Origin of the sequence: Saccharopolyspora dendranthemae (assembly GCF_007829955.1) — a bacterium.
Lineage (GTDB): Bacteria > Actinomycetota > Actinomycetes > Mycobacteriales > Pseudonocardiaceae > Saccharopolyspora > Saccharopolyspora dendranthemae.
The window spans coordinates 348,249-362,446 of record NZ_VIWX01000004.1 but is presented as its reverse complement, the minus strand read 5'-3'; the positions used below and the strand labels follow the sequence as shown (position 1 = coordinate 362,446).

Here is a 14,198-nt window from a genome sequence, read left to right as displayed (position 1 = left end):
ACAGTGGACAGTGACACCGTTCTGGTGGAGCGGCGTGGGCACGTGCTGACGCTGACTCTGAACCGGCCGCACCGGAAGAACGCCATCGACGTCGCGACCTGGGACGCGCTCTACGAGGCGATCCGCGACGCCGAGCGGGACGAATCCGTGCGGGTGGTGGTGCTGACCGGTGCGGGAGGTGACTTCTGCGCCGGTGCGGACCTCGTCGCCGGCCGGGGCGGGCACCCGCTCGCCCGGATGCACCGGGTCAACGACGTGGCGCTGGCGCTGCACGAGCTCTCCAAGCCGGTGATCGCCAAGGTGCGCGGCGTGGCCGTGGGTGCTGGCTGGAACCTGGCGCTGGGCTGCGACCTGGTGGTCTCGACCCCGGAGGCGCGCTACTCGCAGATCTTCGCCAAGCGCGGCCTGTCGCTGGACTTCGGCGGGTCCTGGCTGCTGCCGCGCGTCGTCGGGCTGCAGCAGGCCAAACGGCTGGCGCTGCTCGGCGAGATCATCAGCGGTGAGCAGGCGCTCGAGCTCGGGCTGGTGACCTGGGTGAAGGACGACGGCGAGCTGGACGGCTTCGTCGACGAGCTCGCCGACGAGATCGCCGCCGGGCCGCCCGTCGCGCTCTCGCAGAGCAAAGCGATGCTCAACGCCGCTGGTCAGCAGACCTTCCGGGAGGCGCTGGAATCCGAGGCGCGAGCCCAGAGCGTCAACTTCGCGACCGCCGACGCCCCGGCGGCGTTCAAGGCCTTCGCCAACAAGACCGAACCGGAGTTCACCGGCGAATGGCTGGTCGACTGAACTCCTCTTGTGCCACCGAAGCCGTGTGCTTAAGGTCACTGAACGGGCGCTAAGGAGGCGGCATGGACTTCTCGATGCCCGGCGAGCTCGTCGCTCTGCTCGGTGAGCTCGACGAGTTCATCGACTCGGAGATCGTCCCGCTGCAACGGCAGGACGACAACGAGCGCTTCTTCGACCACCGGCGCGAGTTCGCCCGCACCGACTTCGAGGCGGGCGGAACACCGCGGCCGGAGTGGGAAGACCTCCTGCGCGAGATGGCGCGTCGCGCCGATGCGGCCGGGTGGCTGCGCTACGGGCTGCCCGGCGAGGTCGGCGGCGGTGGCGGCGGGAACTTCGAGATGGCGGTGATCCGCGAGCACCTCGCGGCGAAAGGCCTTGGTCTGCACAACGATCTGCAGAACGAAGCCTCGGTGGTCGGCAACTTCCCGGTCGTGCACATGATGCTGGAGTTCGGGACCGCCTCCCAGCGCGAGGAGTTCCTGCAGCCGATGCTCACCGGTGGTGCCCGGCTCGGATTCGGGCTCACCGAACCCGACCACGGCAGCGACGCCACCTGGTTGGAGACCACGGCGGTCCGCGACGGCGACGACTGGATCCTCAACGGCGGCAAGCGGTTCAACTCCGGGATGCACTCCGCCACGCACGACGTGATCTTCGCGCGCACCTCCGGCGAACCGGGTGATGCGCGAGGCATCACCGCGTTCATCGTGCCGACCGACACCCCGGGCTTCTCGGTGGACTTCCACTGGTGGACCTTCAACATGCCCACCGATCACGCCGAGGTGTCGTTGCACGACGTGCGGGTGCCCGCTTCGGCGATGTTCGGCGAGGAGGGCAGGGGCCTGGAGCTGGCGCAGTGCTTCGTCCACGAGAACCGCATCCGCCAGGCTGCTTCGGGCGTCGGCGCGGCCCAGTTCTGCGTCGACCGGAGCGTCGACTACGCCCGCCAGCGCATCACCTTCGGTTCACCGCTGGCCAGCAGGCAGGCGATCCAGTGGCCGCTGGTGGAGCTGCAGACGGAGGCCGAGCTGGTGCGCGGCCTGGTCCGCAAGACGGCCTGGGAGATGGACCGGCGGCCGAACTTCGAGATCAGCGACAAGGTCTCGATGTGCAACTACCGGGCCAACCGGCTGGTGTGCGACGCGGCGGACCGAGCGATCCAGGTGCACGGAGGCCTCGGGTACACCCGGCACACGCCGTTCGAGCACATCTACCGGCACCACCGCCGCTACCGGATCACCGAAGGCGCCGAAGAGGTGCAGATGCGCAAGGTCGCGGGCTACCTCTTCGGTTTCGCCGGGCCAGGGAAGCGCGCATGAGCGCTGCGGAACTCGACGAGCTCCTGGCCCGCCGGCTGAGCGAGATCCAGGGGACGCCGGTGCGGGTGACGCGGTTGGGGAGGGCCAGCGGCGGGGCGAGCCGGGAGACGTGGTTCGTCGAGCTCGACCGGCCGCCGCACGAGCTGGTGCTGCGTCGCGACCCGGTAGGCCTGGCCCGGCCGGAGGTGATGGCCCGCGAGGCGGTGGTGCTCGAAGCCGCGGAGAGAGCGGGGGTTCCGGTGCCGCACGTCGTCGACCACAGCACCGACGCATCGGTGCTCGGATCGCCCTACGTGCTCACCGGGCACGTCGACGGCGAGACGATCCCGCGACGCCTGCTGCGCGAGGAGAAGTACGCCGCCGCCCGCGAGGGCTTGGCGCGCGAGCTGGGCCGAGCCGCTGCGCGGATCCACCAGATCCCGGTGCCCGCGGGGATGCCGGATCACGATCCGCTGGAAGCGCTCATCGCCGACTACGACGCCCTCGGCGATCCGATCCCGGCGCTGGAGATCGCCTTCCGCTGGCTGCGGGAACACCGCCCAGAACGCTCCGGAAACGCGCTGGTGCACGGGGACTTCCGCAACGGCAACCTCATCGTCGACGAGACCGGACTGCGGGCCGTGCTGGACTGGGAGCTCGTGCACGCCGGTGACCCGATGGAAGACCTGGGCTGGCTGTGCACCACCGCCTGGCGGTTCGGATCACCGCTGCCGGTAGGGGGTTTCGGCCCGATCGACGAGATGCTCGACGGCTACGCCGAAATCGCGGGCGTGCGGCCGGATCCGGATGTGGTGCGCTGGTGGGAGATCTGCGGCGCCGCCAAGTGGGGCGTGATCTGCCGTTCCCAGGCCGAGCAGCATCTCAGCGGTGCCCACCCGTCGATGGAGCTCGCCGCGATCGGACGCAGGGTCTGCGAGCAGGAGCTCGACCTGCTGAGGGCGTTGGGAGTGCCGAGACCACCGACCCAGGAGCAGGCCGAAGCCGCGCCGGATGACCTGCACGGACGCCCGTCGGCCGCCGAACTCGTCGCCGCGACCCGGGATTTCGTCCGCGACGAGGTGCAGGCCGGTGCCGAAGGCCGGATGCGCTTCCAGTCGCTGGTGGCCGTCAACGTGCTGTCCACAGTGGAACGCGAGTTGCGGTTCGGTGCCGAGCAGCGACGACGGCATCAGGAGCAGCTGGCGGAGCTCGGCTTCGCCGATCGTGCGGCGCTGGCCGCCGCGCTCCGGTCGGGCGAGGCGGACCCGCAGGACGAAGGAGTGGCCGCGCTGCTGTGGTCGGAGGTGCTGGACCGGCTCGCGGTCGCCAATCCGAAGCACGCCGAGCGATGAGGAGGAGAGGCAACGGTGTCTGACGAGCTGCGCGAACGTCTGCTGGACGAACTCACCGGACCCGGCGGCGATTTCGAGATGACCGATGCCGTGGTCCGCGGCATCGCGATGCGCGTCTACGCGAAACCGCTGCGGACCCTGCGAGACGCGGCGCTGGTCAGCGCGTTCCACGGCGACGCGGACTTCCTCGTCTACGAGGACTACCGCTGCACCTTCACCGAGCACCAGCGGATCGTCGCCGGACTGGCCAGGGTCCTGCGCGAGGAGTACGGGCTGACCAGCGGGGACCGGGTCGCCATCGCGATGCGCAACTTCCCGGAGTGGGTGCCGATCTTCTGGGCGACCCAGGTCGCCGGGCTGGTGGCCGTCCCGCTCAATGCCTGGTGGTCGGAGGACGAGCTGCGCTACGGCATGACCGACAGCGGCGCGAAGCTGGTCTTCGCCGACCCGGAGCGCACTGCGCTGCTCGACCGCGAGGTCCCGGTCGTCGAGGTGCGCGGCGGTGAACCCGGTGACGGCGTGCGGGCCTGGGCGGAACTGCTGGCAGGGCTCCCGGAGGACGCGTCGCCGCCGGAGGTCGTCATCGAACCGGACGACGACTCCACGATCCTCTACACCTCGGGCACCACCGGCCGCCCCAAGGGCGCGGTCGCCACGCACCGCAATCACGTCACCAACCTCCTCAACACGGTCGTCAGCAGGAAGATCGGCACGGCCATCACCAACGGCGGCGCCCTCACCGATCCCGACCCGAACGATCCGCAACCCGGTGTGCTGCTGACGTTCCCGATGTTCCACATCGCCGGGATCACGGTGCTGTGCTTCGCCACGCTCGCGGGAGCGAAGCTCGCCACGATGTACCGCTGGGACCGCGAGCAGGCCGCGGAGCTGATCCGCGACCACGCGCTCACCAGTGCCGCCGGGGTGCCCACGGTGATGCGCGACCTGGTCGAGAACGATGACCTCGTGCGGGGTCTGGACGGCGTCACGATGGGCGGTGCGCCCATCCCGCCTGACCTGGTGGAGCGCATCGGCGGGCTCGGCAGCAGCGCGTCGAGCGGGTACGGGCTGACCGAGACGACGTCCACGGTCGTCGGCAACTCAGGCGATGACTACCAGGAGCGCTCGAACAGCGTCGGGAAACCCGTCCCGGGAGCCGAGATTCGCGTCGTCGACCCGGCGACCGGGGACGACCTCGCCGACGGTGAGATCGGGGAGCTGTGGTTCCGCGGTCCGAACGTGGTGCGCGGCTACTGGAACCTGCCCGAGGCCACCGCGGAGTCCTTCGTCGACGGGTGGTTCCGCACCGGCGACCTCGGATACGTGGACGACGACTGGGTGTACGTGGTGGACCGGCTCAAGGACGTGGTGATCCGGGGCGGCGAGAACGTCTACTGCGCCGAGGTCGAAGCCGCGTTGCACGAGCACCCGGCGATCGCCGACGTCGCCGTGATCGGGCTCCCGCACCCCACCTTGGGCGAGGAGGTCGCCGCGGTGGTGAACCTCAAAACTCCTGCGGACGTGGAGGAACTGCGCGCGTACGTGCGGGAGCGGTTGGCGGGGTTCAAGGTGCCCGCTCACGTCGTGGTGCGGGAGGATCCGCTGCCGCGCACGCCGACGGGCAAGGTCCTCAAGCGGAGGCTCCGCGAGCAGATCGTCCAGCAGGGGTGAGTGCGGTGGAACTGCCCGGCATCGAACTCTCGTCGGTCAGCCGCTGGCTGGCCGAGCGCGGCGTCCCGACGCCGGTGGAGTTCTCGCTGGTCTCCGGCGGCAGGTCCAACCTCACCTACCGGGTCAGCGACGCCGACGGGGTGGTGCGCGCGCTGCGCCGGCCGCCGACCGGGGGAGTGCTGAGCACGGCCCACGACATGAGCCGCGAATGGCGCTTCCTCTCCGCGCTGCACGGCACAGGAGTCCCCGTCCCCGAGCCGTTCGCCTACTGCGAGGACACCGACGTCACCGGCGCCTCGTTCTACGTGATGGACTTCGTCGACGGCACGGTCCTGGCCGACCGCGCTTCCGCCGCGCCGCTGTCGCGCGCGGCTCGGCACCGCGCGGGCACGGCGACGGTCGAGTGCATGGCCGCGCTGCACAACCTCGCCCCGGACGAGGTCGGCCTCGGCGACGCGGCCCGCCGCGACGGCTACCTGCGGCGGCAACTCCAGCGCTGGCAGAAGCAGGTCCACGCCTCAGGAGCCCCGGACCTCGCACTGCTGGACCAGGTGCACGACGCACTGCTGGCCCACGTCCCGGAACAGGTCACCGGAATCGTGCACGGCGACTTCCGCCCAGGAAACCTCTCCTACGACCGCGACGGAGAGGTCCTCGCGGTCCTCGACTGGGAGCTGGCCACCTTGGGCGAACCGCTAGCGGACCTGGGCTGGCTCATCGCCACCTGGGAAGAACCCGGCGACGACCTCCCCGCAGTCACCCCCGGCCCCACGGCGGAAGACGGCTTCCCGACCCGCGACGACCTGGTCGCCCGCTACGCCGAACTGACCAGCAGGGACCTCACGAACCTGCCGTTCTACGTGGCGTTCCAGCGCTGGCGCTCCTGCTGCATCACCGCCGGAGTCCGAGCCCGCTACCAAGCCGGCCACATGGCCGACGACGGCTACGACGCAGAAGCCCGAGCCGACACAGAACAACGCCAAGCCCACCTCGCCTGGCAAGCGGTCAAAGACCTCGGCCTGACGTAGTCGGCCGGTTCGGCACCATCCACCAGCTCTCGCGGATGTCCCTCGCTCGGCATAGAAACGCGGTGATGCAGTCGGGGCGCTCGTGGGCGGAGGCCAGCACTCCCGTGGTTACTGGGAGTGAGGCATGGCTGGGTTGGGTTTGGTGGGTTGTATCTGGTGGCTGATTTGCCTCCGATTGCCTTACGTGCCGGGTGGGCAAGTGCCGATCGTGTTCGCGTTGATGGCCTTGGTCAGGAGGGCGGAGTGAGCGATCGGGTGGGTGTTCCGGCTCGGGTGCGGCGGGTGTCGAGTGAGTTGCGGGAGCTTCGGCTGCGGAATGGTCTGGGTGCGGAGGAGGTCTCGTCGGCGCTGGGGATGTCGATGAGCAAGTTGTCGCGGATGGAGACCGGGCAGCGGGGGCTCCAGGTCGATGATGTGGCGGCTCTGCTCGGTCTCTACCGGGTGCGCGCGGAGCGGCGTGTGGAACTGCTGGGGTTGGTGCGCGAGGCCACGAAACCCAACTGGTGGCGCGTGGGGGACCGACGACTTGCGCAACTCGACGGGCTGGTCGCGTTCGAGAGCTCGGCGTCGGCATTCCGGAACTACGAGACGATCCTGATCCCCGGTCTCGTGCAGACGCCGGAGTACATGGTGGCGGTCGCCGAAGCCGCCGGTCGCGGCTACACCGCGGATGAAGTCGACCGCCTGGTGAGAGCCAAGGCCGACAGGCAGAACATCCTGCGCACACGGCCGCACCAGCAGTTCGAGTTCGTGATCGAACAGCATGCGCTCGAACGCGGCACGGGTGGGCCGGGCGTCATGTACCGGCAACTGCGGCACTTGAGCTCGATCCTGAGTCGCGAGAACGTCGACATCCGAGTGCTTCCCGCAGAGCTGGGGGCGCATGCCGGGATGGCGGGCTCGTTCGTGATACTCGAATTCGAGACCCACCAGGACCTGGTGTACTTCGAAAATCGGGGTGCGAGCGCATACCTCGAAGAGTCGCGTTACATCACAGATGCCAAGGAAGTCCTTGTCAACCTGCGTAACCTTGCTTTGTCACCACGTGAATCGGCGGCGCTCATCACCGAGTTCGCCGACAGGATGGCGTGAAGGGAGACAGCGCGTGTCCGCAGACGATCTCCGGTGGAAGAAGAGCAGCAAGAGCGAGCCCGAGCGCAACTGCGTTGAGGTCGCGTTCGCGGGGGAGTCCGTATGTGCTCGGGACTCGAAGACTCCAGAAACGGGACACCTCTCCTTCGGCGCATCCAACTGGAGGACCTTCCTGCACGGGATCCGGCAGGGTCGTTTCGACCGGGGCGAACGCTACCGGGCCTACCTGCGGGCATAGAAACGCGAACAGAACTTCCTTCTTCTCGATGAAACGCCAGGTCGGTAACCGGGCAGACGCGGGGTGGTGGGGAAGTTCGCATGAGAACTTTCCCACTCCCAGCGCCCGTCAGTCGTCCAGCTTGGTCGTGTCGATCTTGAGGAATTCGCCGTCGTCCTGGGTGCCGTCGGGGAGGGTTTTGGGCTTGAGCTGGTAGGGCGGGGTGTCGTTGCTGACGCCGTCGATACCGAAATCGCTGTCGTTGCTGATGACGACCGTGCGGCCGCCGTCGCGGACCGCTACGCCCTCGATCTTGTCGTGGTTGAAGACGCCGGTTTCGGTGATGAGGGCGTCGAGGTCGAGGAACAGGTCTTTCGCCACCGGTTTGATCCCGGCTTCGTCGAGGGCCTTCTCGGCGTCGGCGGTGTTCTTCGCGCCGACGTGGGATTCGATGCTCTTGCCGTCGACGTCGCGTCCCTGGACGTCCGTGGCGTCGGAGAGGTCGATCTTGAACAGCTTCTTGTGCGCGCCGGGACCGAGGTCGCCGTCCCGCTCGTCGACGATGAACTCCGTGTTGCTCAGGGCGGTGATCTCGCTGACCGCGCCCTTCGTGTCCTTCGGGTCATCGAGCAGGTAGGCGTACTCGTGGGTGGCCTTGGTCGCGAGGTCGTAGGTGACGATGCGGGTGACGGTCACCTCGTCCTGCTCGTCGGTGAGGTCGGGCTGCTGGAGCGCCGACTGCATCATCCCGACCAGTGTGCGGCCGTCCGGCGTGACGGTCAGGCCTTCCATTCCCTGGTTGGGCGCGCGGTTGGCCAGCTCGGCGGGCAGGCCGCCGTTGAACGGCGAGACGCGCTCGATGGCGCGCCCGTCGGGGCCGAAGTGGGTGATGAACGGGCCGTACTCGTCGGAGATCCAGAACGTCTCGTCCGGCAGCGCGACCAGCCCCTCCGGGTCGTAACCGTTCGGGTCCGGTGCGAGGGTCTTGCCGTCGCGGTCGACGATCGTTTCGCCGGTGTTCGCCTCGCTGTTGAGACGTCCCGAGTAGGGCGTGCCGTCGGCGGCCCGCAGCGGGATCGTGCCCTGGAGCTCGGCCTTGCCGTCGGTGAGCTTGAAACGCCCGATCGCGGGTGTGAATTCGGGGATCGGCTCGACCTTCACGTCGTTCGGTCCGTCCACGTTCGGGCCGCGATCGGTGATGCCGTAGTACTCGTCCGGCGTGCCCGGGACCGGGAACAGCGACGACCCGTACGCCCCACCGGAGATCTTCACCCCGTCGATCGTCGCCAGCGGCGGCAGGTCGCTCCGGAACAGCTCGACGGCATCGCGGTCGTCACGAGCGAGGGCGACTCCGGTCGTCACCAGCGCCGCGACCAGCGCGGCCGACACCGAAGCGACAGCAAGACGATTCATGCCGGGGAGTCTTTCCCCAGAAAATGAACGGAACCGTGAACGTCCGGACAATCATCGGCGACGAGTGGGGTGGAGCTGGAGAGCCGTGACGAAGGGCGTGTCGTTCCCGGCCCTCAGACCGTTGTGGTCGCTTCGTCCGAGTGCTCGGTCTTCGCGGATTGCTTGCGGGGGTGGTCCGCCGGCATGAGGTAGGCCAGGACCGCCAGAGCTGCTGCGGTGAGCAGGAGGAGGGCGAAGACGGTGTGCACTGCGGACATCAGGCCTGGGCCCGCTGGGGTTCCGTCGGGGCCGACCGTGGTGAGGGCGTTGACGACGGCGCCGCAGACCGCTACGCCGATGGCCGAGCCCAGCGAGCGGGCGAACATGTTGACGCCGGTGACCGCGCCGCGCTCGGTGAACTCGGCGGCGGACTGGGAGGCGATGAGGGTCGGCACCGCCGTCAAACCCATCCCCACGCCGACGACGAACGTGAACATCCCGATCATGATCACCGTCGACTGCTCGCCCAGCAGCAGCGTCAGGGCGGTGCCCACGACCACGAAGGCCGAACCGATCATCGACGTGTGCCGGAACCCGAGCGCGAGGTACACCCGGCCGGCGTTCGTCGCGGCCAGCGGCCAGCCGACGGTCATCGCGGCCAGGGCGAAACCGGCGATCAGCGGGCCGACTCCGAGGACCCCTTGCGCGTAGATCGGCACGTAGGTGGACAGGCCGAGCACGATGACCCCCACCAGCAGCGCCACGGCCGTGGGCACGCCCACGACGCGGCGTCGCAGCAGGCGCAGGTTGAGGATCGGGTGCGTCGAGCGCAGGGCGTGCGCGGCGAAGGCCGCCAGCATCAGCGCGGAGGCGATGAAGATCAGCACCGACGGCACCGAGACCCACGCCCAGCTGGTCCCGCCTTCGAGCAGGCCCAGCAGGACGAGCGTGCTGCCCCCGGCCAGCAGCGCCGCACCGAGGTAGTCGATCGGCTCGCGGTCGCCTTCGCGCGCGGACTCGTGGTACTTCAGGACCAGCATCGCCGCCGCCGCGAAGCACAGCGGCAGGTTGATCCAGAAGATCCAGCGCCAGCTGACGAACTCGCTGAACACCCCGCCCAGCGTGGGGCCCACGACCGACGAGATCGCCCACACCGACGCCAGGTAGCCCTGCGTCTTCGCCCGCTCCTGGAGCGTGTAGATGTCCGCGGCGATGGTCAGCGACACGGGCATGACCGCGCCCGCGCCGAGGCCCTGCAGCACCCGGCCGCCGATCAGCGCGGGCATCGACCACGCCGCGCCGCACAGCACCGAACCGGCCAGGAAGAAGCCCACGCCCGCGAGCATCAGCCGCTTGCGGCCGAGCACGTCGGCGAGCCTGCCGAACAGCGGAGTGCTCACCGCCTGGGCGAGCAGGTAGGCCGAGAACAACCACGGCACCTGGGAGAAGCTGCCGAGGTCCCGGGCGATCGTGGCCGAGGCGGTGGCGATGATCGTCGCGTCCAGCGCCACCAGCGCTGTCGAGAGCATCAGGGCGAGCAGGATGGGGCCGCGCGCGGAGCGCAACCCCACGCCGGAAGTGGAAGCGGGCACGACTACATAAGACACCGGGGCGCGACAATATTCCAGGACGAGGCGACATTCGCCACGTTCACCGAGATGCGTTGCCGCGATTGGGAAAATCGTGATCAACCGGCCCTCGCCCGACCACTGCGGGGGCGAGCCATTCGAGCTCGTCGGTCCCGTCCGCCAGCCCGCTGCCGGTGGGCATCAGGATGACGTGGTCGGCCCCTGCCTCCCGGTGCGCGCGGACCCCGTCGGCGACCTCCTGCGGGTCGTCGCCGACGGCCATGCCGACGACCAGGAGCTTCTCGGGCCCGAGGGCCTGCCGGGTTCGGGTGGTGAACTCCGGTGACTGCATGACGGGCAGGGTGCCGTCGGCCAGTTCCGCTCCCAGCGCCGTCATCCTCGGCCCCATCGCTCCCACGATGCGCGGGTACTCGGCCTCGGGCGCAGGCAGGTCGGCGGGCGCGGACATCCGGCTCAGGTAGTCGCGCAACGTCGTGACGGGGGAACCGAAATCGCGGCCCACCGCAGCGGCCTGCTGCGGGTACCCCACGCCCAGTCCGAGGACGAAGCGTCCGGGATGCGCCTGGGCGAGGGTGGCGGCAGCGGCGTGGGCGGTCTGCGGTTCGCGCACCCAGATGTTGGCGATCCCGGTGCCGAACACGACCTCGTCCGTCCCCGCGAGCAGGGCCCCGACCTGCGCGAACGCGTCCTTGCCGAGCGCCTCGTTGACCCAGATCGCCGAGTACCCGGCCTTCTCCAGCCGTCGTGCGGATGCGCGCTGCGCGGGGATCGGTGGCATCTCGGTGAACGGGACCGGCAGGTACGTTCCGACCGGTCCCAGCGCGCGGCGGGCGGTGTCCACGGAATTCATGAGAAGTAGTGCTCCTGTTCGAGGTCTTCCAGCAGGCCCGGTTCCTCCGGCTTCCAGCCGAACCGCTCGATGGTCGCCTCGGCGGAGGCGCTGTGGTCGCCGGCGAGGATCATGCCCAGGAATCCGAAGTGCTCGGCGGCTTCCTCGGCGGGAACGGAGGCCACCGGCAGCCCGAGTCGTCGTCCGATGGCGGCGGCGATCTCGCGGTGGGGGAGGGCTCCGTCGCCGAGCGCGTGCAGCCTCGCTCCGGCCGGTGCCGCGTCGAGGGCTCGCAGGTACAGGCGCGCGGCGTCGTGCAGGTGGACCGCGGAGAAGCGGGTCGCTCCGTCGCCCACGTATCCCGAGAACCCCGACCTGCGGGCGGTGCGGATCATCACCGGGACGAAACCGCTCTCGTCCTCCGGGCCGTGCACCGAGCGCGGTAGCCGGAGGATCGAGACGCGAACGCCGTGATCGACGTAGGACAGCGCGAGCTCCTCGGTCGCGAACCTGCCCGCCGCGATCGAGTCCAGCGGGGGCACGGTCTCCTCGGTCGCTCCGTCGCCAGGAGTGCCCGAGGTGACCAGCAGCGGCTTGTCCGAGCCGGTGAGGGCTTCGCACAGCGCTTCGACGGCGCGCCGGTCGGTGGCCACGGCGCCCTCGAAGTCGGTGAAGTCGTGGATGAAGGCGGTGTGGATCACCGCGTCCGCCCAGGTGGCACCCTCGCGCAGGCTGTCGAGGTCGGTGAGCGAACCGCGCTGCACGGCCACGCCGGCCTCGGTCAGCTTCGCCGCCGCCGAGTCCGAGCGCGCCAGCCCCAGCACCTCGTGCCCGGCGCGGTGCAGTTCGCGGACGACAGCGGTGCCGACCATCCCGGTCGCACCTGTCACGAATACCCGCATGGTCCGCTCCTCTCCGATGGGTTCCCTCTACCGCTCCAGGCTGCGCCGGGGCATCGGCGCGGGTCCAAGTCCCGTTCCGAAATCCGTCATGCTGTTCAGGCATCACCCCTGGTCGGTGAGATGAACGCGCCCCACTGGCGAGATGCCGGGGATACCCTGGCTGCATGACCGAAGCCGACCTCGACCTGCGCCTGGTGCGGTACTTCGCCGTGGTGGCCGAGCACCGGCACTTCGGCCGGGCAGCCGAACAGCTCCGCATCGCCCAGCCCTCGCTGTCTCGGCAGGTCCGCAGGCTGGAGCAGCAGCTCGGAGCGCGCCTGCTCGACCGGACGCCTCGCGGGACCGCGCTGACCGAGGCCGGGGAGGTCTTCCTGCCGCGCGCCAAGTCGCTGCTGCGCTCGGCGTCCCGAGCCGCGGCGGAGGCCCGCGCGGTCGCCCGCCCGAACCGGATCGTCATCGGCTACGGCAACGGTCTCATCGTCACCCAGGCCGCGCAGGCGATGCGCCGGTCGCACCCGGACGCCGAGGTGCACACCAGGCACATCGATTTCAGCCAGCCGCACGCGGCTCTGCTGGACCGCGAGGTGGACGCCGTCGTCGCCCGGTTGCCCTTCCCCACAAGCGGTTTGCGGGTGACGCTCCTCTACCAGGAGCCGAGAGCGCTGGTGGTCTCCCGCGAGCACCGGTTGGCGGGCGAGGACTCCGTCACCCTCGACGACATCGCGGACGAGCCGATGCCGCGATTCCCCGGGACCGACCCGGCGTGGACGGCGTACTGGCGCCTGGAGCCCCGCCCCGACGGCAGCAAGGCACCCGAAGGTCCGGCCATCAACGCGCTGGAGGAGAAGTTCGAGGTCGTCGCCGCGGGCCAGGCGGTCGTGGTGACGGTTCGCGCGGCCGCTCGGATGCGTCCCGACCTCGTGGCGATCCCGATCGAGGGCGTCGAGCCGAGCCACGTCGTTTTGGCTACCAGAGCGGGCGAGCGCAGCCGCCTGGTGGCCGACTTCGCGCGCCTGGCCGAGCAGCACATCACCGAAGCACCGGACGTCTGAACGCGCGGTCAGGTGGAGGGGAGGTCCCTTGGTGGTACCGGGATCTCGAAGTGGATGGTGGGGCTGAAGTCGCCGGCACCGCGAGCGTCGCAGACCTCCTTGGCCACGCTGCGCCAGAACGGTTCCGCGCCTGCGATCGCCGGGTTGGTGTGCAGGTAGATCGTGTCGTAGCGGCCGGTTTCGGCGACGAACTCGCAGGACTTCTCGACCAGAGCCCGGGCGATCCCGCGGCGCTGGTGCTCCTCGCGGACGTAGGTGCGGAAGATCTGCGCCGTGGTGGGAGTTCCGTACCGCTCGGCGATCCACTGTGGATGCGGCGGGCTCTGGGGTCCGCTCGCCCGCACCGAGGCGGTGCCGACCACCTCGGTGCCGAGAACAGCGACGAACAGCGCGTGGCCCGGGGTTTCGAAGTACGCGCGGTGCATGTCGATGACGTCGGCGTGCCACTCGGGAACGTAGCCGTGACCCATGACGCGGTAGAAGGTGTCGAACATCAACGTTCGCGCGCTCTCGACGTCCTCGTGGCGCGCACGCCTGATCACGTACTCCCCGCCCGCGAGAGCCTCGTGCGGTGACATGCTCCACCTCCGACGTCTGGACCAGCGATTTCAATCCTTGATGCTAGCAATGTGCAACAGCCATCACATGGCGGTCCCTTGACTCCGCGCGGGCAGGCTGAAAGGTTGAAAAGAATTCATGCGACGGTGCGCAGGAAGCCGGTGAGAATCCGGCACGGTCCCGCCACTGTGAATGGGGAGTCGACTCCGCGAGCGCCACTGCCGGAAACCCGGTGGGAAGGCCTGGAGGAGATGCCGATCCATGAGTCAGGAGACTCGTTCCGTCGTGCCGAGTCAACGGGGTCGCGGAGCCCCGGAGGAGGTACCCGGTGCACCCGGATCAGTGTGTCGTCCACTCGCAGATAGGCCCGTTGAGGCGAACGCCCGCCGCGCTCCGAATCGCGTAGGCCATGCGGAGAAGTGGTCAGTTCCC

At 69.4% G+C, this 14,198-nt stretch carries 13 protein-coding genes and 1 riboswitch; of the genes, 8 read left to right on the top strand and 5 right to left on the bottom strand.

Annotated features, from left to right (window positions below; genetic code table 11):
- The first annotated feature begins 3 nt into the window (after window positions 1–3).
- From FHU35_RS19855 to FHU35_RS19825, 7 genes are all read left to right on the top strand, one after another.
- Entirely contained in the window at window positions 4–786 is a 783-nt protein-coding gene (locus tag FHU35_RS19855) for an enoyl-CoA hydratase/isomerase family protein (RefSeq protein WP_246110431.1), read from the top strand.
- Window positions 787–848: 62 nt separating this feature from the next.
- A complete protein-coding gene (locus tag FHU35_RS19850; protein WP_145741935.1) occupies window positions 849–2,105 on the top strand; it encodes an acyl-CoA dehydrogenase family protein in 1,257 nt (418 codons plus the stop codon).
- Complete coding sequence (locus FHU35_RS19845) at window positions 2,102–3,436, top strand: phosphotransferase family protein (protein ID WP_145741933.1); 1,335 nt, start codon at window positions 2,102–2,104, stop codon at window positions 3,434–3,436. Before FHU35_RS19850 ends, FHU35_RS19845 begins: the two co-directional genes overlap by 4 nt.
- A 15-nt stretch (window positions 3,437–3,451) precedes the next feature.
- Complete coding sequence (locus FHU35_RS19840; RefSeq protein ID WP_222429437.1) at window positions 3,452–5,107, top strand: class I adenylate-forming enzyme family protein; 1,656 nt, start codon at window positions 3,452–3,454, stop codon at window positions 5,105–5,107.
- A complete protein-coding gene (locus tag FHU35_RS19835) occupies window positions 5,104–6,135 on the top strand; it encodes a phosphotransferase family protein (RefSeq protein ID WP_145741931.1) in 1,032 nt (343 codons plus the stop codon). Before FHU35_RS19840 ends, FHU35_RS19835 begins: the two co-directional genes overlap by 4 nt.
- 243 nt (window positions 6,136–6,378) lie before the next feature.
- Window positions 6,379–7,227: a helix-turn-helix domain-containing protein gene (locus FHU35_RS19830; protein WP_186459514.1), complete on the top strand. Its 849-nt coding sequence runs from the start codon at window positions 6,379–6,381 to the stop codon at window positions 7,225–7,227.
- Window positions 7,133–7,465, top strand: a complete 333-nt coding sequence (locus tag FHU35_RS19825) for a DUF397 domain-containing protein (protein WP_145741927.1) — start codon at window positions 7,133–7,135, stop codon at window positions 7,463–7,465. Before FHU35_RS19830 ends, FHU35_RS19825 begins: the two co-directional genes overlap by 95 nt.
- 108 nt (window positions 7,466–7,573) lie before the next feature.
- Here the strand turns inward: FHU35_RS19825 and FHU35_RS19820 are convergent, their stop codons facing one another.
- The 4 genes from FHU35_RS19820 to FHU35_RS19805 all read right to left on the bottom strand — a co-directional run bounded on the left by FHU35_RS19820 (window position 7,574) and on the right by FHU35_RS19805 (window position 12,156).
- On the bottom strand, window positions 7,574–8,857 hold the full coding sequence (locus FHU35_RS19820) for an esterase-like activity of phytase family protein (RefSeq protein ID WP_145741925.1): 1,284 nt from the start codon (window positions 8,855–8,857) through the stop codon (window positions 7,574–7,576).
- 113 nt (window positions 8,858–8,970) lie between these two features.
- Window positions 8,971–10,428: an MDR family MFS transporter gene (locus tag FHU35_RS19815; RefSeq protein ID WP_246110430.1), complete on the bottom strand. Its 1,458-nt coding sequence runs from the start codon at window positions 10,426–10,428 to the stop codon at window positions 8,971–8,973.
- 58 nt (window positions 10,429–10,486) lie between these two features.
- Entirely contained in the window at window positions 10,487–11,275 is a 789-nt protein-coding gene (locus FHU35_RS19810) for an LLM class flavin-dependent oxidoreductase (protein WP_145741923.1), read from the bottom strand.
- Complete coding sequence (locus FHU35_RS19805; protein WP_145741921.1) at window positions 11,272–12,156, bottom strand: SDR family oxidoreductase; 885 nt, start codon at window positions 12,154–12,156, stop codon at window positions 11,272–11,274. The genes FHU35_RS19810 and FHU35_RS19805 overlap by 4 nt, the downstream gene beginning before the upstream one ends.
- 164 nt (window positions 12,157–12,320) lie before the next feature.
- Here FHU35_RS19805 and FHU35_RS19800 point away from each other — a divergent pair, with 164 nt between their 5' ends.
- A complete protein-coding gene (locus FHU35_RS19800) occupies window positions 12,321–13,208 on the top strand; it encodes a LysR family transcriptional regulator (RefSeq protein WP_145741919.1) in 888 nt (295 codons plus the stop codon).
- Between the two features lie 8 nt (window positions 13,209–13,216).
- Here FHU35_RS19800 and FHU35_RS19795 read toward each other — a convergent pair whose 3' ends face one another.
- Entirely contained in the window at window positions 13,217–13,786 is a 570-nt protein-coding gene (locus FHU35_RS19795) for a GNAT family N-acetyltransferase (RefSeq protein ID WP_246110429.1), read from the bottom strand.
- Window positions 13,787–13,893: 107 nt separating this feature from the next.
- Window positions 13,894–14,065, top strand: a riboswitch (cobalamin riboswitch).
- Window positions 14,066–14,198: the final 133 nt, after the last annotated feature.

Bases quoted from the DNA above. Each gene is read 5' to 3' on its own strand.
- FHU35_RS19850 (WP_145741935.1), top strand. From the start codon at position 849: ATGGACTTCTCGATGCCCGGCGAGCTCGTCGCTCTGCTCGGTGAGCTC.
- FHU35_RS19845 (WP_145741933.1), top strand. From the start codon at position 2,102: ATGAGCGCTGCGGAACTCGACGAGCTCCTGGCCCGCCGGCTGAGCGAG.
- FHU35_RS19825 (WP_145741927.1), top strand. From the start codon at position 7,133: ATGCCAAGGAAGTCCTTGTCAACCTGCGTAACCTTGCTTTGTCACCAC.
- FHU35_RS19820 (WP_145741925.1), bottom strand. From the start codon at position 8,857: ATGAATCGTCTTGCTGTCGCTTCGGTGTCGGCCGCGCTGGTCGCGGCG.
- FHU35_RS19810 (WP_145741923.1), bottom strand. From the start codon at position 11,275: ATGAATTCCGTGGACACCGCCCGCCGCGCGCTGGGACCGGTCGGAACG.
- FHU35_RS19805 (WP_145741921.1), bottom strand. From the start codon at position 12,156: ATGCGGGTATTCGTGACAGGTGCGACCGGGATGGTCGGCACCGCTGTC.
- FHU35_RS19800 (WP_145741919.1), top strand. From the start codon at position 12,321: ATGACCGAAGCCGACCTCGACCTGCGCCTGGTGCGGTACTTCGCCGTG.
- FHU35_RS19795 (WP_246110429.1), bottom strand. From the start codon at position 13,786: ATGTCACCGCACGAGGCTCTCGCGGGCGGGGAGTACGTGATCAGGCGT.